This is a genomic window from Leifsonia naganoensis, from assembly GCF_013410615.1.
GTDB lineage: Bacteria > Actinomycetota > Actinomycetes > Actinomycetales > Microbacteriaceae > Leifsonia > Leifsonia aquatica.
In genome coordinates this window covers 4,240,829-4,260,359 of record NZ_JACCHJ010000001.1, presented here as the reverse complement: position 1 = coordinate 4,260,359, position 19,531 = coordinate 4,240,829, and the positions used below count along the sequence as shown (strand labels likewise).

The 19,531-nt window shown below is 71.8% G+C and carries 17 protein-coding genes; 14 read left to right on the top strand and 3 right to left on the bottom strand.

What is annotated here, in order from left to right; all coding sequences use genetic code 11:
• Positions 1–75 precede the first annotated feature (75 nt).
• A complete protein-coding gene (locus HNR14_RS20485; protein WP_218875086.1) occupies positions 76–2,589 on the top strand; it encodes a lysozyme in 2,514 nt (837 codons plus the stop codon).
• Between the two features lie 9 nt (positions 2,590–2,598).
• Positions 2,599–3,285, top strand: a complete 687-nt coding sequence (locus HNR14_RS20480) for an SDR family oxidoreductase (RefSeq protein WP_179702431.1) — start codon at positions 2,599–2,601, stop codon at positions 3,283–3,285.
• Positions 3,286–3,296: 11 nt separating this feature from the next.
• Here HNR14_RS20480 and HNR14_RS20475 read toward each other — a convergent pair whose 3' ends face one another.
• Together HNR14_RS20475 and HNR14_RS20470 are read right to left on the bottom strand one after the other, a co-directional pair.
• Positions 3,297–3,572 (bottom strand): hypothetical protein, encoded by a 276-nt coding sequence (locus tag HNR14_RS20475; protein WP_039922977.1) that lies wholly within the window; start codon positions 3,570–3,572, stop codon positions 3,297–3,299.
• A 109-nt stretch (positions 3,573–3,681) separates the two neighbouring features.
• Positions 3,682–4,608, bottom strand: a complete 927-nt coding sequence (locus HNR14_RS20470) for a Ppx/GppA family phosphatase (RefSeq protein WP_179702429.1) — start codon at positions 4,606–4,608, stop codon at positions 3,682–3,684.
• A 58-nt stretch (positions 4,609–4,666) separates the two neighbouring features.
• Here HNR14_RS20470 and HNR14_RS20465 point away from each other — a divergent pair, with 58 nt between their 5' ends.
• On the top strand, positions 4,667–5,524 hold the full coding sequence (locus HNR14_RS20465) for a siderophore-interacting protein (protein ID WP_179702427.1): 858 nt from the start codon (positions 4,667–4,669) through the stop codon (positions 5,522–5,524).
• A gap of 25 nt (positions 5,525–5,549) precedes the next feature.
• Here the strand turns inward: HNR14_RS20465 and HNR14_RS20460 are convergent, their stop codons facing one another.
• Positions 5,550–6,251 carry a GntR family transcriptional regulator gene (locus tag HNR14_RS20460; RefSeq protein WP_179702425.1) on the bottom strand — a complete coding sequence of 234 codons (702 nt, stop codon included), beginning with the start codon at positions 6,249–6,251 and terminating at the stop codon, positions 5,550–5,552.
• 254 nt (positions 6,252–6,505) lie between these two features.
• Between HNR14_RS20460 and HNR14_RS20455 the strand changes: the two genes are divergently transcribed.
• The 11 genes from HNR14_RS20455 (at position 6,506) to HNR14_RS20405 (ending at position 19,515) form a co-directional block, all read left to right on the top strand.
• Positions 6,506–7,780 carry a Gfo/Idh/MocA family protein gene (locus tag HNR14_RS20455; RefSeq protein WP_179702423.1) on the top strand — a complete coding sequence of 425 codons (1,275 nt, stop codon included), beginning with the start codon at positions 6,506–6,508 and terminating at the stop codon, positions 7,778–7,780.
• Between the two features lie 59 nt (positions 7,781–7,839).
• Entirely contained in the window at positions 7,840–9,084 is a 1,245-nt protein-coding gene (locus HNR14_RS20450; RefSeq protein ID WP_179702422.1) for an extracellular solute-binding protein, read from the top strand.
• 65 nt (positions 9,085–9,149) lie between these two features.
• On the top strand, positions 9,150–10,103 hold the full coding sequence (locus tag HNR14_RS20445; RefSeq protein WP_313544537.1) for a carbohydrate ABC transporter permease: 954 nt from the start codon (positions 9,150–9,152) through the stop codon (positions 10,101–10,103).
• Positions 10,100–10,966 (top strand): carbohydrate ABC transporter permease, encoded by an 867-nt coding sequence (locus HNR14_RS21460; protein ID WP_313544535.1) that lies wholly within the window; start codon positions 10,100–10,102, stop codon positions 10,964–10,966. Before HNR14_RS20445 ends, HNR14_RS21460 begins: the two co-directional genes overlap by 4 nt.
• A gap of 30 nt (positions 10,967–10,996) precedes the next feature.
• On the top strand, positions 10,997–12,019 hold the full coding sequence (locus HNR14_RS20435; RefSeq protein ID WP_179702421.1) for an NAD-dependent epimerase/dehydratase family protein: 1,023 nt from the start codon (positions 10,997–10,999) through the stop codon (positions 12,017–12,019).
• Positions 12,019–13,056, top strand: a complete 1,038-nt coding sequence (locus HNR14_RS20430; protein ID WP_179702419.1) for a dihydrodipicolinate synthase family protein — start codon at positions 12,019–12,021, stop codon at positions 13,054–13,056. Before HNR14_RS20435 ends, HNR14_RS20430 begins: the two co-directional genes overlap by 1 nt.
• Positions 13,056–14,069: a hydroxyacid dehydrogenase gene (locus HNR14_RS20425; RefSeq protein ID WP_179702418.1), complete on the top strand. Its 1,014-nt coding sequence runs from the start codon at positions 13,056–13,058 to the stop codon at positions 14,067–14,069. The genes HNR14_RS20430 and HNR14_RS20425 overlap by 1 nt, the downstream gene beginning before the upstream one ends.
• Positions 14,066–15,001, top strand: coding sequence for a Gfo/Idh/MocA family protein (locus HNR14_RS20420; RefSeq protein ID WP_179702416.1), 936 nt, complete (start codon positions 14,066–14,068; stop codon positions 14,999–15,001). The genes HNR14_RS20425 and HNR14_RS20420 overlap by 4 nt, the downstream gene beginning before the upstream one ends.
• Positions 14,998–15,921, top strand: a complete 924-nt coding sequence (locus HNR14_RS20415) for a GNAT family N-acetyltransferase (RefSeq protein ID WP_179702415.1) — start codon at positions 14,998–15,000, stop codon at positions 15,919–15,921. Before HNR14_RS20420 ends, HNR14_RS20415 begins: the two co-directional genes overlap by 4 nt.
• A 46-nt stretch (positions 15,922–15,967) precedes the next feature.
• Complete coding sequence (locus HNR14_RS20410; protein WP_179702414.1) at positions 15,968–17,347, top strand: hypothetical protein; 1,380 nt, start codon at positions 15,968–15,970, stop codon at positions 17,345–17,347.
• A complete protein-coding gene (locus HNR14_RS20405; protein ID WP_179702413.1) occupies positions 17,344–19,515 on the top strand; it encodes a peptidase C14 in 2,172 nt (723 codons plus the stop codon). The genes HNR14_RS20410 and HNR14_RS20405 overlap by 4 nt, the downstream gene beginning before the upstream one ends.
• Positions 19,516–19,531 lie beyond the last annotated feature (16 nt).

Sequence of the window (19,531 nt, the reverse complement as noted above, 5' to 3'; positions counted from 1 at the left end):
CAGCGCGTCGACACTGCAGAATGCATGTAGACGTATTAGTCTGCCCACTAAACGGCTACTAAAGGGGATCAGCTCATGCCTTCCTTCACTCGGCTGGCCGTCGTCGGCGCCACCGGTCTCGCGATGATCGCCGGTGTCCTGACCGCGGCCGTACCGGCGATCGCAGCGCCCCCGAGCGATACGTCGCCGACCGCGACCGCGACCGCGACGCCGGATCCGACCGCGACGCCGGAACCGACGGCGACGCCGGACCCGACCACCGCGCCCGCTCCGGATCCGCAGACCCCGGTCGCGCAGGCGCCCGGCGCGTCGTCGGCCGACGGGCTGGCCGAGGATCCGTCGCTCACGGTCCAGAACGAAGCGCGCAACCACAGCATGGGGTCGACGATCGCGGCCAACGAGCCGCAGCCTCTGTCGAAGGCCCGCAGCTTCGCGGTCCAGGCGGCAGCGACGCCGCCGGGCGTCCCCGGGCTGGACGTCAGCGGCTGGCAGGTCATGAACGCGTCGACGTGGGCGAGCGTCTACGCCAGCGGAGCCCGTTTCACGTACGTGAAGGCGACAGAGGCCACCGACTACGTCAGCAGCCAGTTCACCGAGCAGTACAACGACTCCTACAACGCCGGGCTGCTGCACGGCGCGTACCACTTCGCGACCCCCAACACATCCAGCGGTGCCGCACAGGCGACGTGGTTCCTCAACCACGGCGGACAGGGCACGCAGGACGGCCGCACGATGCCGCCGCTGCTCGACATCGAGTACAACCCCTACGGCGCCACGTGCTACGGACTGAGCCAGGCCGCGATGGTCTCGTGGATCCAGGACTTCTCGAACACCATCGTCGCCCGCACGGGCAAGCTCCCGGCGATCTACTCCACCACCAACTGGTGGATCCAGTGCACCGGCAACTCCTCCGCGTTCTCGGCGCATCCGCTCTTCATCGCGCGCTACCCCAACAACATCGCCGACGGGGCGGGCACGCTGCCGGCCGGGTGGTCGGCGTACACCCTCTGGCAGTACTCGAGCACGGGACCCTTCCCGGGGGACTCGGACGTCTTCAACGGATCGCTCACCGACCTCCAGATGTACGGCCTCGGCACCAGCCTGGCCCGCACGGTGAACAACGCAACCGTCTACCTGATAGCAGGCACCAACAAGTACCCGATCAGCAATGGAGTGACACTCGGGGCGCTCGCGCCGCTGGGGCAGGTCGCCTTCGTGGCGCAGAGCTACCTCGATCAATTCGCGACGAAGCAGGTCGCGGGACGGGTCATCCGCGATCCCCAGGGCACGATCTACTTCTACGACTCCGGTATCAAGCTGCCGTTCGGGTCGTGCGGACTGGTCGCCGACTACGGCGGGACCTGCGACGCCAGCGGATACGTGCAGCTGACGAGTCCGCAAGCGGCCCGCTTCGCCACCGGACCCGCTGTCACCCCGCTCATGAACTCCAAGGGCGGCCCGCTGTTCTACGTCCAGGGCGGCCAGCGCCATGAGGTCCTCGACGCTGTCTCCCAGCAGCAGGCCGGGGTCACGGGCTCCTTCAACACGCTGTCGGCGACAGCGCTCACGACGATGCCGGCCGGGAAACCCCTCGTCCGCGACGACGTCTATGTGAAGCGCAGCGGAACCAGCGAGGGCGTCCTGCTGACCGGCGGGAAGGCCTCGGCCATCGATGCCAACGCCGCCACCACGATCGGCCTGGCGAGCAAGGCGGTCGGCTCGCTGGCGACCGAGAGCATCGCGCAGCTCCCGGCAGGCGCACCGTACACCGGCGCCGTGAAGGCCAGCGGAAGTTCCACGATCCAGGTCGTGGCCTCCGACGGGCTGCACGCGTGGCCGGCCGGCGTCGGCGGAGCCGCATTCCAGCCGCTGACCGTTCCCTCGTCGCTGCTGACGGGGTCGCCCGCGAAGCCCGCGATCGCAGCCGGCGCCGCGGTGATGTCGACGGCGAGCGGGACGGTCTACCTGGTGATGCCGGACGACATCCGGCCGATCAGTTCGTGGGATTCGCTCGTCGCGCTGTCGGCGGGCGCGACGCCCACGATCACCGTGGTGCCGCAGGCGCTGATCGCCACCCTGCCGAAGGGGCCCGTCGCCCTCCAGGCCGGGACGATGGTGCGCAACGCCAGCAACGCCACGGTCTACCTCGTGAACGGCGTGACCAACAAGATCCCGTTCTCGAGCTTCGATCCGCCGACGCAGGCCGGGTTCACCCAGTTCACGTTCACCACCGACGACCGGCTGAACGGCTACCCGACGTCGAAGACGCTCCTCGGCTTCGGTGTGATCTGCGGAAGCCAGAAGTACGTCTCCGCCGGTGGAAGCATCCATGCGGTGAGCTCCGCACTGCTGGCCCAGTACCCCTTCACCTACGTCGAGCTCGACACGTTCACGTGCGCTCTGCTCACGAAGGGGATCGACGCGACGGCGTTCATCCGCACGCCCGATGGCTCGATCTTCTACCTCAACGGCGGCCAGAAGCACCCGATCTCCTCGATGGCGCGCTTCAACCAGCTGGCAGCGGGGAAGCCGTACATCGACGTGGTCGCGTCGTTCGCCGCGAGCATCACGACCGGGCCGGCCGCCTAGGCTCGAAGGATGACGTCGACCTCCCGCCCCCTCGCACTCGTCACCGGCGCCTCGCGCGGCATCGGCAAGGCCATCGCCCTCGACCTCGGGCGCACGCACCACGTGCTCGTCGGCGGTCGGGATGCGGAGGCTGTGGATGCGGTGGTGGCGCAGCTGCCGTCGGCGGAACCGTTCGTCGGCGACCTGGCCGCTGGGGAGCTGCCGCCCCTGCCGGAACGTCTCGACGTGCTCGTCCACTCGGCTGGACTCGAGGACGGCGGGACGGTGGAGGACACCGACCTGGAGACCTGGCGGCGCCTCTTCGAGGTGAACGTGTTCGCTGTGGCGGAGCTCAGCCGGCTCGCGCTGCCCGCCCTGCGTGCGGCGGAGGGTCTGGTCGTGGTCATCAACAGCGGATCGGGTCTGGTGAGCGGACCGGGCGGAGGCCCATACGCGGCGTCGAAGTTCGCCGCGCGCGCCCTGACGGACGCGCTGCGCGAGGAGGAGCGACCGCACGGGGTGCGCGTCAGCAGCATCCACCCGGGCCGCGTCGACACGGACATGCAGCGGGCGCTGGTCGCCCGCGAAGGGCACGCGTACGACACGACGTTCACGATCACGCCGGAGATGGTGGCCGCGACCGTGCGGACGGCCGTCGACCTGCCGCCGTCGGGGACGGTGGAGTCGCTCAGCGTGCGGCCGATGCACCGCCGCTGAGCGATCCGGCGTCAGTTGATCAGGCTCTGGACAGCGGCGAAGCCGCCGAGCGCGATCACGACGATCGCCAGCAGGATCCAGACGCCCATGGCGAGCAGGTTGAGGGCGATGCCCCAGCCGGCGCGGCCGCGGGCATAGGGCTCGCGTCCGCGGGACGAGACGCCCAGGACGAGGCCGATGACGGGAGCGAAGAAGGTCCAGCCGACCAGCAGGGAGCAGACTCCGAGCACGAGGCTCGCGGTTCCGCGTCCGGTGCCGATCGGGGTGGGAGCAGTTGTGGTGGTCATGTCGTCAACGCTACGGACCGGGCGGCTGCTGCGGATCGGCCGCAGGTGCCGACCCGTGTCGTACCGGGAGACGATGTGCGCCCGGTGCACCCTCATCCCGGCGGAGGGGCTAGTCGAGGTGGTCGAGGTAGCGGAGGATGACGCCCTCGCGGAGGGCCCAGGGCACGACCTCCAGCTCGTCCACTCCGAACGCGCGCATGGTCTCGCGGAGGACGACGCCGCCCGCGACGATCTGGAAGGTGCGGTCGGCGGTGATGCCGGGCAGTGCGGTGCGCGACTCCGCGTTCATCTTCGCCAGCCGCGGGACCCAGTCGGCGAGATCGGCGCGGCGGAGCACCGTGCGCTCGGTGCCGCCCGGGCCGGCGGTGGTGGAGCCGGCGAGGCGGGCGAGGGAGCGGATGGTCTTGGAAGTGCCGATGACGTGCTCGTCCGAGCGGCGGCGGGAGAACCGGTCGACGGCCGCCGCGAGGGTCGTGCGTGCGTGGTCGCGCAGGGCGTCGAGCTGGTCGTCGCGGGGCGGGTCGTCCGGGAGGAAGCCGATCGTGCTGCGGCCGGCGCCGAGCGGCACGGAGACGGCGACCTCGGGGTACTCGTCCGATCCGGACGCGATCTCGAGGGAGCCGCCGCCGATGTCGAGCAGGAGGATGCTGCCGGACGACCAGCCCGACCAGCGGCGCACGGCCAGGAAGGTCAGGCGCGCCTCGTCCTCGCCCGAGAGCACCTGCAGGTCGACGCCGGTCTCGGTGCGTATGCGCTCCAGCAGCTCGGGACCGTTGGCGGCCTCCCGGATGGCGGAGGTGGCGAAGGGGAGGAGCTCCTCGATGCCCTCCTGCCCGGCGACGCGCATGGCCGCCGCGATGGCGCCGAGGATCGCGGCGCAGCCCTCATCGCTGATGGATCCGTCCGCGGTGATGTACCGCATGAGTCGCAGCACGGACTTGTGCGTGGCGGCGGGGATCGGGCGCGCTCCGGGGTGCGCGTCGACGACGAGGAGGTGGATGGTGTTCGAACCGACGTCGAGGACTCCGAGGCGCATGGTTCGACAGTAGTGGGCACTCGGCATACCGAAATACATGCGCGATACGATCGAAATCATGACCCTTCCGCGCTCCGACACCCGTCCTCCGCGCCCGGCGCGCAGCCAGCACGTCTTCGAGGTGGTGCGCACCGAACGGCTGACGCCGCACCTCGTGCGCGTGGTGGTCGGCGGCCCGGCGTTCGACGCCTTCGTGGCGGAGGCGGATCCGGTGACGCTCGCGAAGACGGACAAGTACGTCAAGCTGCTGATGGCCAAGCCCGGGCTCGGGCTGCGTCCGCCCTACGACCTGGACGCGCTGCGGGCCGAGCTCGCGCCGGAAGACGTGCCGGTGCGCCGCACCTACACGGTCCGCGCGCTCGACGCGGAGGAGAAGACGCTGGCGATCGACTTCGTGGTGCACGGGGACGAGGGCATCGCAGGACCGTGGGCGGCGTCAGCGCAGCCCGGCGACCTCCTGGCGCTCTCGGGCCCGGGCGGGATGTACGCGCCGAACGACGACGAGGCGGTCGAGCACCTGCTGATCGGCGACGAGAGCGCGCTCCCCGCGATCGCGGCCGCGCTCGAAGCGATGCCCGCGCACGCCCGGGGCCTCGCGCTGATCGAGGTCGGCGGCGCCACGGATCGACTGCCCTTCGCCCACCCGGAGGGCATCGAGGTGCGCTGGGTGCACCGGGACGACGCGGTGGCGGGGGAGCGGCTGGTCGAAGCGGTGCAGGGCCTCGCGCGCCCGACCGGGGCCGTGAAGGTCTTCGCCCATGGCGAGCGGACCGCGATGAAGGGCATCCGCGCCGTGCTGCAGGGCTGGGGTCTCACCCGCGACGACTTCTCGCTGTCCGCCTACTGGGCGCTGGGCCGCGCGGAGGACACCTTCCAGGCCGAGAAGCGGCTGCCGGTCGGCGACCTGTTCGCCTGACGGCGGACTCCGCCGGCCGCGAGCGTCAGACGGCGGGGTCGGCGGCGCGGTCGGCGTCGGCGTCGTTCGCGTGCGACACGGCGTTGATGCGGTGGGCGGCGATCTGGACGTGGTCGGCCATCGCGGCCTCCGCGCGGGCGGGGTCTCCGCTGGCGAGCGCGTCGATCAGCGCCTCGTGCGAGCGCGCGTGCGCGACCAGCTCGTCGGCGGCGAGAGAACCGTTCGCCGCGCGGAGGAACCCGTTGATGCGGCTGCGCAGCTGCGAGACGGTGGTGAGGAGCGTGCGGTTGTCCGCCAGTTCCCAGAGCGTCTCGTGGAACCGGCTGTCGAGGGCGAACATGCTCTCGACCTGCTCCTTCTCGGCGGCGGCGATCATCTGACGGACGATCCGGCGCAGCGTCTGATCGGACTTCGGAGTCCAGGACTGCTGCACGCTGCGCGCGACGTACTGCTCCAGCACGATGCGCAGTCCGGTGATCTCCTGCAGCTCCTTGTCGGTCAGGGAGGCGACCCGGGCGCCGCGGCGCGGCGTGCGCTCGACGAGGCCCTCCTCGCTGAGCTTGGCCAGGGCCTCCCGCACCGGGATGTGGCTGACGCCGAGGCTGTCGGCGAGCTTGCGCTCCACCAGGCGTTCGCCCGGTTCGAGCCGGCCGTTCTGGATGGCGTCGCGGAGCTCGTCGGCGACCTTGGCCGAGATGTTCCGGTCGGAGACGCTCCCGAATGTCATCGCACTCCCTCCTGGCGTGGGTGGTTTCGCTACAAGCTATAGGACGAGAGGATGGATTCGCGCAATACATCGCTCCGTGTCTCCCGTGAGGGGGACCCGATTGTTTCGAGCGGGTAAAGCTTTCCGTCTGAGCTCGTCATTTGCTACATGCTATAGCAATAATGCTATCGTGGGACCGTTCGACGGCGAACCGCTCCCAGCGAAGCCGTCGGCCCGGGCCACCGGGCACAGCAGATGAGAGAGCGCGAGGAACGATGCAGCACACCCCCGTAGTCGGCCGCCCCGTGCGGATCGCCATCATCGGCGCCGGCAACCGCGGCCAGTCGTACGCCTCGTGGGTGCACGCCAACCCGGACCGGGCGCGGATCGTGGCCGTCGCCGACCCCCGGCCGTTCCAGCGCGGGGTGATCGCGGCCGGCGACCCGGAGGTGCGCCACTTCGAGGACTGGCGCGAGCTCGTCGCCGAGCCGGCGCGCGTGGCCGACATGGTCATCGTCTCCACCCAGGACCGCCAGCACGTGGAGCCCGCCGTCGCCTGCGCCGAGCGCGGCTACGCCATCCTGATGGAGAAGCCGCTCGCCCCGACCGAGGAGGAGTCGCGCCGCATCGTCGCCGCGATCGAGTCGGCCGGAGTGCTCTTCGGCGTCTGCCACGTGATGCGGTACATGCCGTACACGGACCTGGTGAAGAGCGTCGTCGACTCGGGCGTGCTCGGCGACATCATCAACGTGCAGCACCTGGAGCCGGTCGGCTGGTGGCACATGGCCCACTCGTACGTGCGCGGGCCGTGGCGCCGGGAGGACCTCGCCACCCCGATGCTGCTGGCCAAGTCGAGCCACGATCTGGACTGGATCCGCTACGTGACGGGCAAGCGGATCGCCGCGGTCGCGAGCTTCGGTTCCCGCCACCACTTCCGCCACGAGAACAAGCCGGCGCTGGCCGCCGACCGCTGCCTCGACTGCCCGCTCCAGGAGACCTGCCCGTACGCCGCGCAGAAGCTCTACCTTCCCGTGGTGCGGGAGGAGGGCGCGGTCTGGCCGGTCACGGTGATCACGGACGACGCGACCGAGGAGGGCGTGACCGAAGCCCTCCGCACCGGCCCGTACGGGGTGTGCGTGTACGCGGCCGACAACACGGTCGTCGACAACCAGGTCGTCGCCCTCCAGTTCGAGGACGGCACGGCCGGCACCTTCACGATGACGGCCTTCAGCGAGCAGGAGCACCGCAAGACCCAGCTCTTCGGCTCCCACGGCATGCTCGACGGCGACGGCGAGCGCGTCAGGGTCACCGACTTCCGCACCGGCGAGTCCACGGTCCACGAGACCGGGCCGACCGGGGCGGCGAACGCCGGGGGCGACCACGGCGGCGGGGACGGCGGCGTGATGAGCGCCTTCGTCGCGGCCGTCGCCGCCGGCGACCCGGACCTCATCCGGTCCGGTCCGCGCGAGTCCCTCGACAGCCACCTGGCGGTGTTCGCGGCCGAACGGTCGCGGCACGCCGGGACGGTCGAGGCGGTCCCGCGCTACTGACAGCACCATTCCACCCTGCGGCACCCGCCGCGAACCCCCACCACGCACGAAGGAGCAGCATGCGGTACACGAAGACGATCACGGCGGCCGCCGTGGCAGCCACGGCGGCGCTCGCGCTGGCCGGCTGCAGCGGCAGCTCCGGCGGCTCGGACGGGTCGAAGAAGACCGTCACCATGTGGATCTACCCGGTGATCGCCGACGAGGCGAAGCACAAGGGCTTCTGGGACGAGACGGTGAAGGCCTTCGAGGCCGAGCACAAGGACATCACCGTCAAGTACGAGATCTACCCCTGGGCCAACCGCGACGAGTCCCTCTCGACCGCGATCGCGGCAGGCAAGGGGCCCGACCTGGTCTACCTCATCCCGGACCAGCTCAGCACCTACCAGAAGTCGATCGAGCCGATGGACTCCTACCTGCCGAGCGCGCAGAAGAAGGACATCCTCGACAACGTCGCGGATTCGATCACCATCGACGGTAAGCTCATGGCGGCCCCGATCCTCACGAGCGCGAACGCCCTGATGTGCGACGCGAAGGCGTTCGAGGCCGCGGGCGTCACCGACTACCCGAAGACCTGGGACGACCTGGAGAAGCTGGCCCCGACCTTCAAGGAGAAGGGCATCTACGTCACGCAGTACTTCGGCTCGCCGGACGTGACGCTCAACATGACCTTCTACCCGCTGCTCTGGCAGGCCGGCGGCTCCGTCTACAACAAGGACGGCAGCAAGGTCGCCTTCGACAGCGCGGCGGGCGAGAAGGCGCTGAGCATGATCTCCGACTTCGCCGCCAAGGGCTACATCGAGAAGGACCTCATCTCGACGATGCCGGCCCTCGAGCAGACCGCGCTCGCGACGAACAACGTGGCGTGCACCTGGCAGTCCGGCCCGAGCGACGTCACGTCGTTCTGGGGCGAGGACGCGATCAAGATCCTCCCGCCGCTGACCGATGAGAAGCAGGTCTCCTACGGCACGGTCGGCTCGCTGGCCATGCTCAAGGGCGCGAAGGACAAGGAGGCCGCCGGCGAGTTCGCCGCGTTCGCCACGGACGCCGAGAACTCGAAGAAGTTCGACCTCGCGTCCAACTTCTTCTCCCCGCTGAAGTCGACCGGCGAGCTGTACGCCGACGACCCGATCCAGAGCGCGATCGAGAAGACCATCCCGACCAGCAAGGTCGGCGAGCTGCAGCCGAGCGCCCGCGCCGTCATGGGCGTGCTCGCACCGGAGATCCAGGCGGCCCTGCTCGGTACGAAGACGCCGGAGCAGGCGCTGAAGGACGCGGCCGCCGCCGCTCAGCCGCTCATCAAGTGACAGACGGGACCGGCCGGGGCGCCCAGTGCGCCCCGGCCGGTCCCGGGACCCGAGGAGACGCCCCCGTGACCACCACCCCCACCCAGCCACGGCCGCCGGCGGTCGGCGGACGACCGGACGGCGAACGCCGTGACGCACGTCCGCCCGGCCTGACCAAGCGCGTCCTGGCCCGCCGGGAGGCGCGGATCGCGCTGCTCTTCGTGCTCCCCGCGTTCCTGCTGTTCCTGGCTTTCCGGTTCGGCCCGGCCATCGCCGGCGTCGGCCTCAGCTTCTTCGACTACGACATCTCGGGCGAGCTCGACTGGGAGGGGCTGAAGAACTTCGAGCGGATGCTCTCCGACCCGACGTTCTGGCAGGCCCTCGGTGTGACCCTGGCCTACTCGGTGCTCGCCGTGCCGATCTCGCTCGCGCTGTCCGTCGCCATGGCGCTCGGCGTGCGCCGCGCCTTCCGCGGCTCGCGCTTCTTCCGCTCGGTGTTCTTCCTCCCCGTGATCACCTCCCTGGTGCTGGCCGGTGCGATCTTCAAGTGGATCTTCTCGACCGACGGCCCCTGGTCGGCGATCATGGCCCCGCTCGGCCTCGGCGGCTCCTGGCTCAACTCCACCGTCCTCGTCATCCCGGCCCTCGTGGTCGTCGGCGTGTGGTCACGGTTCGGCTACGGGATGCTCATCGTGATCGCCGCGCTGCAGGACGTGCCGCGCGAGCACGAGGAGGCCGCCCTGATGGACGGCGCCGGGGCGTGGAACCGCTTCCGCTACATCGTGCTGCCGCGTCTGAAGCCCACGCTGTTCTTCCTGGCGGTGATCGAGACGACCGCGTCCTTCCAGGTCTTCGACCTCGTCTACGTGATGACGCAGGGCGGGCCGGCGCACGCCAGCTACTCGCTCGTCTACATGCTCTACGACCAGGGCTTCAAGTACACCGACTACGGGTACGCCGCCGCGATCGGCGTCGCCCTCTTCGTCATGACACTCGTCGTCGCGCTCATCCAGCGCCGCGTCATCGGGAGGCAGAAGTGACCACCGCGACCCCGCGCCTCAAGCGCGCCCGCTCGTTCCGTGCCCTCGAGCCGACGCGCGGCGGACTCGTCGTCCGCTACATCTGGCTGTCGATCGCCGCCGTCCTGTGCTTCTTCCCGTTCTACGCGATGGTGGTGCTGAGCCTGAAGCCCGGCCTCGCCGTGCAGTTCCCGCAGAGCCTGCTGCCGTGGAACCTGTCCACGGCGTCCTACGAGCAGGTGCTCGGCGGGCAGAACCTTCTGGCCTGGCTCGGCAACACGCTGATCTACGCGATCGTGAGCGTCGTGGCCGTGCTGCTGCTGTCGGCGATGGCGGGCTACGCGTTCGCCAAGAAGCGATTCCGCGGCAAGGAGACGATGTTCTGGTCGTTCCTCGCCATGGTGATGGTGCCCTTCCACGTGACGCTCATCCCGACCTTCATCGTGCTGGCGAAGCTCGGCGGCGTCGACACGTATTGGGGGCTCATCCTCCCGACCCTGGCGAACGCGCAGGCCGTGTTCCTGATGCGCCAGTTCATCGAGGGCCTGCCCGATGACCTGTTCGAGGCAGCGCGGATCGACGGCGCGGGGGAGTTCCGCATCTTCCTGACGATCGTCCTGCCGCTGTGCAAGCCGGTGCTGGCGACGCTCGGGATCTTCATCTTCCTCTGGCACTGGAACGACTTCCTCTGGCCGTTGATCATGGCCAAGAGCTCCGACATGTGGACGCTGACGGTCGGCATCGCGTCGCTCCAGCAGCAGAACGTGCCGCTGAGCGTGATGCTCGCCGGCTCGGTCGTCGCGCTCGTCCCGATCTTCTTCGCCTACGTCGTGGCCCAGCGCTACGTGCAGGAAGGCGTCACCTCCGCGGGGATCAAGGGCTGACGCCCACCCCGAACGAAGCGAAAGGCAGACATGTTCAGCAGTGAGAACGAGCTCGAAGAGGCCCTGGCGACACCGAGCGCGGCCCTGGTGGCCGACCTCGCGACGTCGAGCGGCGACCTGGTCGTGCTCGGCGCCGGCGGCAAGATGGGCCCGAGCCTGTCGGTGCTCGCGCGCCGGGCGCTCGACGAGGCCGGGCGCGGCTCCGACACGGTCTACGCGGTCTCGCGGTTCTCGAGCGACGAGGCCCGCAGGCGCCTGGAGGCGGAGCGGGTGGAGGTCGTGCCCTTCGACCTCCTCTCCGACCGCGACCTGGCGGAGCTGCCGGATGCGCCGAACGTCGTGTTCATGGTGGGCGCCAAGTTCGGCGCGGCCACCAACGCCTCGTGGGCGTGGGAGGTCAACGCCGCACTGCCCGACCGCGTCGCGCGGCGCTACCGGGACAGCGCCATCACGGCGATGTCCACGGGCAACGTCTACCCCTTCGTCGCGCCGGGCTCGGGCGGCTCGGTGGAGTCGGACGTGCCGGGACCCGTCGGCGAGTACGCGATGTCGTGCCTGGGGCGCGAGCGCGTCTTCGAGTTCGGCGCCGTGACGCGCGGGACCCGGGTGTCGATCGTGCGCCTCAACTACGCCGTCGACCTGCGCTACGGCGTGCTCGCCGACATCGGGTCGACCGTGCTGTCGGGGGCGCCGGTCGATCTGACGACGGGTGCCGTGAACGTCGTGTGGCAGGGCTACGCGAACGAGGTCGTGCTACGGTCGCTCGGGCACGCCAGCGACGCCGTCTTCACCGTCAACCTGACCGGTCCCGAGCTGCTGAGCGTGCGGGGCATCGCCGAGCGCTTCGGCGCGCTGTTCGACCGCGAGGTCTCCTTCGTGGGCGAGCCCGCGCCGTCGGCGCTGCTCAACAACGCCGGGCGCTGCTTCGAGCTGTTCGGCTACCCGACGGTCCCGGCCGGGACGCTGATCGAGTGGCAGGCCGACTGGCTGCGGGAGGGGCTGCCCACCTCGGGGAAGCCGACCAAGTGGGCCGTCCGGGACGGGAAGTTCTGATGGGCGCGGAGCTCCTCGCCGAGGGACTCGTCGTCCCGGCGCATCCCCTCGCCCTCACGGCGGAACGCCGGCTCGACGAACGCCGCCAGCGCGCCCTGACCCGCTACTACCTGGCGGCGGGCGCGGGCGGGATCGCCATCGCGGTGCACACGACGCAGTTCGAGATCCATGAGCCGGACCGCGGACTCCTGGAGCCCGTGCTCGCGCTCACGGCCGACGTGCTGGACCGCGAGGCGGACCGGGACCTGGTGCGCATCGCCGGCGTCGTCGGACCCACCGCGCAGGCGGTCGCCGAGGCCGAGCTCGCCGCCCGGCTCGGCTACGACGCGGTGCTGCTGAGCCCGCGCCTGGCCGGGGCGACGGAGGACGCGCTGATCGAGCGCGCCCGCGCGGTCGGCGAGGTGCTGCCGGTGATCGGCTTCTACCTGCAGGAGGCGATCGGCGGCCCCGTGCTCTCGCGCGACTTCTGGCGGCGGTTCGCCGATCTGACCGCCGTGGTCGCCGTGAAGGCGGCGCCGTTCGACCGGTACCGCACCATCGAGCTCGTCCGCGGGGTGGGGGAGTCCGACCGCGCTTCCGACGTCGCGCTCTACACCGGCAACGACGACGCGATCGTCGCCGACCTCACTGCGGTGCACCGGGTGCAGACCGCGACCGGCACGCGGGAGCTGCGCTTCCGCGGCGGCCTGCTCGGCCAGTGGGCCGTGGGCACCCGCGCAGCCACCGGCGTGCTCGCCCTCGCGAAGCGGGCGCAGGCCGGCGACGCCGCCGCGGCCCTCGAGCTCGCGGACCTCGCCGCCGATCTGACCGACCTGAACGCGGCGGTCTTCGACCCCGCCAACGGGTTCGCCGGCGTGATCGCCGGAGTCCACGAGGTGCTGCGCCAGCAGGGGCTCCTGGAGGGGATCTGGTGCCTGGACCCGGAGGAGACGCTCTCGCCGGGGCAGGCGGCGGAGATCGAGCGGGTGCGCCTGGCCTACCCGCGGCTCAGCGACGACGCGTTCATCGCCGAGCACCGGGACGAGTGGCTGCGCTGATGGCCGCTCCCGTCGTGCTCGTCGCGGTGCCCGCCGCGCTGCGTCCGCAGTTCTTCGCCGACGGCGACGAGCGACGGCTCGCGGAGGCGGCGGAGCGGCTCGGGGGAGCGCTCGCCGTGACTGAGTCGCTCGGCGACGCGCTGACGCAGCTCGACCTCGCGGCCGTGCGCGTTCTCGTCGTCGCGTGGGGCGTCCCGCCGCTCGATGCGGACCTCCTGGACCGGTTGCCAATGCTGGCGGTCGTGGCGCACTGCGGCGCGAGCATCCGGCCGTTCGCGACCCCGGAGCTGTTCGCGCGCCGTGTGCTCGTCACGCAGGCGGGCGCGGCGATGGCGCGGTCGGTCGCCGAGGTGTCGCTTGCGTTCACGCTCGCGCTGCTCCACCGCCTCCCGCGCTTCGATCACGCGCTGCACGCCGGTGCCGAGTGGGAGGCGGCGGAGAGCGCGCCTGTGCAGCACGAACTGCTCGACGCCCCGATCGGAGTCGTGGGCGCCTCCCGCACCGGTCGCGCGTACCTGGGACTGCTGGGCGCGCTCGGCGCCCGCCCGCTGCTCGCGGACCCGACGATCGATGCCGGCGAGGCGCTGGCGCTCGGCGCAGAGCTGGTGACGCTCGACACGCTGCTCGCGGGCAGCCGCATCGTCGCGCTGCACGCCCCGAGCCTGCCCGAGACCCATCGGATGATCGGCGCGCGCGAGCTCGCCCTGATGCCCGACGGCGCGGGCCTCGTGAACACGGCGCGCTCGTGGCTGGTCGACGAGGATGCCCTGCTCGCCGAGCTGCGCAGCGGTCGCCTCGATGCCGCGATCGACGTCTTCGACGACGAGCCGCTGCCCGTCGACAGCCCCTTCCGCACGCTCCCGAACGCGCTGCTCGTGCCGCACAAGGCCGCCGGAACGCGGGAGGGGCGGCTGCGACAGGGCGCGACCGTCGTGGACGAGGTCGAGCGGTACGCCGCGGGCCGTCCGCTCGAGCACGCCGTCAGCGAGCAGGACCTGGAGTGGATGGCGTGAGCGGGCCGACGGTGGCGTTCGCGGGTGCGGCGCACTCCCATCCCTTCGCGGACGCGGCGAACCTGAGCGCCCGCGGTGCGACGGCGACCGGGGTCTGGGAGGTGGACGATGCCGTGCGGCGCCGCGATTTCGCGACGCGGTTCGGAGCGACCGAGCACGACACGCTCGAGCAGCTGCTCGCCGACCGTCCCGACCTCGTCGTCGCCACGCCCCGGACCCCCCGCGCCCCCGAGGTGCTGGCGGCCTGTTCCGCGGCGGGAATCCCCGTCTTCTTCAACAAGACCGTCGCCGCCTCCGTGGGCGCCCTGACGGCGTTCGACGCGGCAGCCGCATCGGGCGCGCGCGTCGCCTCGTCGTCCGTGCTGCGCTTCGCACCGGCCGTGGTGGCCTTCGCCGCCGGCCTCGCCGGCAGCCGGGTGCGGGCGGTGGAGGTGATCGCGCAGCACGACATCGCAGGCTTCCTCGTGCCCGAGCGCGCCTGGCAGGACGATCCGGCCGGCGGCGGTGGCACCCTGCTCTCGATCGGCGTTCACGCCGTGGATCTCGTGGATGCGGTCCTCCCGGCCGGGGAGGCTGCGGCGCTCGCGGAGGCGACGCTGGTCGACGCGCACGCGACGGCCGGTGACCTCGCAACCCGGTCGGAGGCGGTCGCCGTCGTGCGAGCGGAGACGGCCGGCGGCATCCCCGTGACCGCGACCGTCAGCGGTGTTCCGGGCCCGGACCGCTACGCGATGCGCGTGGTGGCCGACGACGGCCTGCACGAGCTGGCGCTCGGCGACGGCGACGACCTCGGCTACGCGGGTCTGGCCGATGCACTGCTGGCCTTCGCGACAGGAGGGCCTTCGCCCGTTCCCTGGCGCCGGACCTCCACCGGCTACCGGCTGCTCCTCGCCGCTGCGGCGCGCACGCGTGGAACGGAGGACGTCGCATGACGGAGATCCGCGTCGCGACGGCCGTCGATGAGCCGGGCATCCTGGCGGTGTGGGACGAGGCCTTCGGCGAGCCCGGCATGGCCCCGCGTTGGCGCCTCGACCCGAACCGTCGCTCCTGGACCCTCGTCGCCGCCGACGGGGCCGACGTGCTCGGCGCGGTCGCCCTCGTCGACCAGCGGCGGCGCAGCGCGAACGGCCGGATCGCCCCCGTGCTCGGCCTCGCCAACGTCGGTGTCGCCGTGCGCGCCCGCGGGCGGGGGCTCGCTCGTGCCATGACCGACGCGTCCGTCGCGTTCGCGCGCCGTGCCGGCTACGACTGGTCCCTGCTCTTCACCGGGACGCCCGGTGTCTACGCTCCGAGCGGTTACGAGCCGTTCGGACAGCGTCGGCGGCGCGTCGGCGCACTGCGCACGAACACGGAGGCGGCGGGACGGCCCGCCCGGCTGCGCGCGGGAGGAGCGGAGCTGCTCGTCGCTCCCGGCATCGCCGCCCTGCACGACCGCGACACGGACCGGCCCCTCACCGCTGTCCGCGACGCGCTCGGCTGGCGTCGCGCCCTCTCGTGGTACGCCGGCTGCCGCATCCACCTGCTCGACGGGCCCGACGGCACCCCGGCGGCGTACGCGGTCACGCGGGTCGGCGACGAACCGGCGCTGCTGGAGGCGGCGGGCGACCGCGCCGCGCTCGCAGCCCTGGGGCACGTGATCCGCGACGAGCTCGTGCGCGCCGGGGCCGCAACAGTGTCCATCGAGGTCCCGACCGGCGCGCCGTACGACGACCTCGTCGCCCAGCTCGTCGCGGACCCGGTGCCGGTACCCGATGGCACTGGGATGTTCCACCCGCTCGACGCCGACGCCGCGACGGTGCGGGCGACCCTCGACCACCCCCGCGCCTTCCACTGGACCGGGGACTACCTGTGACCGGCATCGCCGCCGCCTCACCCGCCATCGATCGAACGGAGCACGCATGACCGAGCTGGGCGCACGTCTCGCCGTCCCGCGCACCGACGCCCCCGTGGGCGTCGCCCGCCGGGACGTCACACCGCCGACGGGCATCCGGGCGAAGAACTGGGGACCGGCCGACTGGGAGCGCTCGGAGGGCGCGCACAGGCCGTTCACCGCGACGGCCCTCGCGCTCGGCACGGACGACCCGCTCGTGCTGGTCGCGGTGGACGGCACGTGGTGGCGCCGCGTCGACGACGAGCGCGCCGTGCGCGGCCGGGTCCTCGACGCCCTGGGCCTGAGCGAGGAGCGCCTGATCATCGCGCTCTCGCACACCCACGCGGGAGCCGTGCTCTGCAGTGCCGACGCCGGCCTCCCCGGTGGCGAGCTGATCCCGGGCTATCTGGACGCGCTCGCCGACGGCATCGCGGCCGCCGCGCGCGACGCTCTCGCTGCACGCGCGCCAGGCCACATCGACTGGACGACGGGTCGCTGCGCCCTCGCCGCCGACCGCGAGCTCGACATCGACGGCCGCGCCCTGGTCGGCTACAACCCCGACGCCGCGCCGGCCGACGATACGGTGGTCGTCGGGCGGATCACGGACGCGTCGGGAGAGCCGCTCGCCACCCTCGTCAACTACGCCTGCCATCCCACGACCCTCGCCTGGCAGAACCGTCTCGTCTCGCCGGACTACGTCGGCGCGATGCGTGAACTCGTGGAGGCGCAGACGGGCGCGCCCGTGCTGTTCCTGCAGGGGGCGTCGGGCGAGCTGGCTCCGCGGCAGCAGTACACGGGCGAGACGGGGATCGCGGACAGGCACGGCCGCGCCCTCGGCCACGCCGTGCTCGCTGCCCTCGAGCTGCTCCCTTCACCCGCAGCCGAACTCGAACTGAGCAGTGTGGTCGAGTCGGGCGCACCGCTCGGGATGTGGACCGAGGCCGCGCAGGAGCCGGCGACGACCATCGCGGCCGTGCGGGCGGAGGTCGAGCTGACGCTGAACGAGCTGCCGACCCTTGACGAGCTCGCGCAGCGCTGGGCGGACATCGACCCGCGCAGCCGCGAGGAGCGCCTCGGCCGCGCACGCAACCTCCGCGACGGCTACATCGACGGCCCGACCGTGCAGCATCCCTTCTGGGCCTGGCGGCTCGGCGACGCCCTGCTCGTCGGCCACCCCGGGGAGGCGTACTCGGCGTTCCAGACGGGTGTGCGGGCCGCGGCCGGGGACCATCCCGTCGTCGTGCTCAACCTCGCGAACGGTCCGGGCTTCGTCTACCTCCCGACCGACGGGGCCTACCGTCGCGGCGCCTACCAGGCCTGGCAGACCCCGCTCGCACCGGGCGGTCTCGACCGGCTCACGACCGCGGCGGCGGCGACCCTCCAGGAACTCGTGGAGGAGGAGCGATGACCGACGGAACGCGTCGCGGGCTGCTCGTCGGGCTCGGCGCGGTGGCGCTCGGCGGCGCCGGGATCCTGTCACAGGCGCCGGCCGAGCCCGCGGCCGCGACGTCGACCGCCTCCGCCGGCGGAGGGGGATCGCCGAAGGTCGTCCGCACCGTCGCCGACCTCGGCCGTGAGAAGGCGCAGACGGGCCAGCTCGCGATCGCGTCCGGCTATCGCGCACCCGGTGACGCCGGGACGCTGCTGTACGTCGGTGCGCAGCGCTCGGACGCGCGGCCGAACGGCGGCACGATCGTCGCGGGACGCAGCGGCAGCGTGTGGCGGTTGCTGCACGACGGCACGATCGACTTCCGCGTCTTCGGCGTGCTCGGTCCGGACACCCCCGCCGACGACGCGCTCGACGCGCTGCTCGCCGACCCCGCCGTGCAGCGCATCGAGGCGCGCACCGACCTCCACTTCGTCCGGCGGCACACCTCCAGCCGATCCGGGATCGAGCTCGACTTCGGCGGTCACCTCGTGACCACCGACGGCATCGAGCCGAACACCCACGACAACCCGTTCGGCGCTCTGCTGTTCTTCACGGGGAAGCCGACCGGGACGACCATCGAATACGCGCTCCCGGAGGCGTGGGCCGAGCTGACCGACGCCGTCGCGGTGCCCGACGCGAACGCCTTCCCGATCGACTCGTGGTGGGCCGTCCAGAGCGACGAGGTCGCGGGAGGCGGTGCCGATGAGCGCGAACTCCAGCGATTCGTGCGCGTCACCCAGCGGATCGACGCGACGCACGTGCGGGTCGACTACCTCAACGGCTGGGCGCTCGAGAAGGGGCGGCGGCTGCGCTGGCGCGGCGTCGCACCGGTCAAGCGGGTGCGCATCCACGGCATGCGCTTCGTCGGCGCCGGCCCGTTCGACGGGCCGACCGACGGGTCGTTCCCCGATTCCCGCGAGATCACCGGGTCGCATCCCGTCGCGTTCGAGTACGCCGTCCACTGCGACGTCGCCGACATCCACGCGTCGCAGACCTGGTGGCCGGTGATCATGCGCCGGTGGAACAGCCACTTCGTGACCGAGCGCTGCTCGCTCGAGAACCCGCCGACGGTCTTCTACGGGGGCGCGGGCTACCTCACCCAGCAGATCTACTGCCTCTACGGCACCGTGCGCGACTGCCGCAGCTCCAACGCGCGCCACCTGAACGACCTGACGGCGAGCGCCTACTGCCTGGTCGAGAACTGCCACGGCGACGGCGACGACCAGGGCGGCAACCCGTTCACGACGCACGGCCAGTACGAGCACGACCTCACGTTCGTCGGCAACTCGGGTCTGATGGACATCGCCAACTCCGGAGCGCAGTGGGGGACGAGCGCCAAGCGGATCACGGTCCGCGACCACACCTGCTCGTGGTTCGTGGCGAGCACGAAGATCACCGACCTGACGCTGGAGAACGTGCGTGTGCTCCCGCGCAGCACCTTCGACCCGCAGGCGACGCTGACGATCAACGCCGACGGCGCCCAGCTGCGGGGCTGCACGGCCGGGCTCTTCGCGGTCGGGCAGCGCAGCTCCCGGTCGACCCGGCCGACCCTGATCGAGGGATGCACGTTCTCGCTGCCGAAGGGGCAGGTGCTCGTGCAGACGCCGGTGACGGCGACGGTCACGTTCTCGGGCTGCCGCATCGACGGCGTCGACGGCACGGTCGCACGAGGAGCCGGTGCCCTGCGGTTCGTCGACTGCGCGCTGAGCGGTCCGGCCGGCGGCGACGCGTTCCAGGTCGCCAGCGCCGAACTGACGGTCCAGGGCGGGAGCGCGGACGGCGTCGCCCTCGTCGCGACGGCCGCGCGCGACCAGCGGGTGACCGTCGCGGGCACCCGCTTCTCCACCACCCGCACGTCCGCGCCGACCCTCGCCCGCGGCGACGGAACCGGCACGGTCTCCTGGCGGATCGACGGGATGGCGTCCGACGCGCCCGCCGGGACGCCGCACCTCGCGATCGAACGCGGGACGAACCACCTCCGCCTCACGGGCGCCGAGCTCACCGGCGGCGCCCTGAGACTCCCGGCGGCGGGGTTCGGCTCCGGCTCGACCCTGCTCTACGACGGCGCCACCGAGCGCCGCGTCGAGCGGACCCTACCCGAACCGACGAACCGCATCATCGTCGGCGACGTGCTCGTCGCCGACTGACCGAAAGGACCCTGCT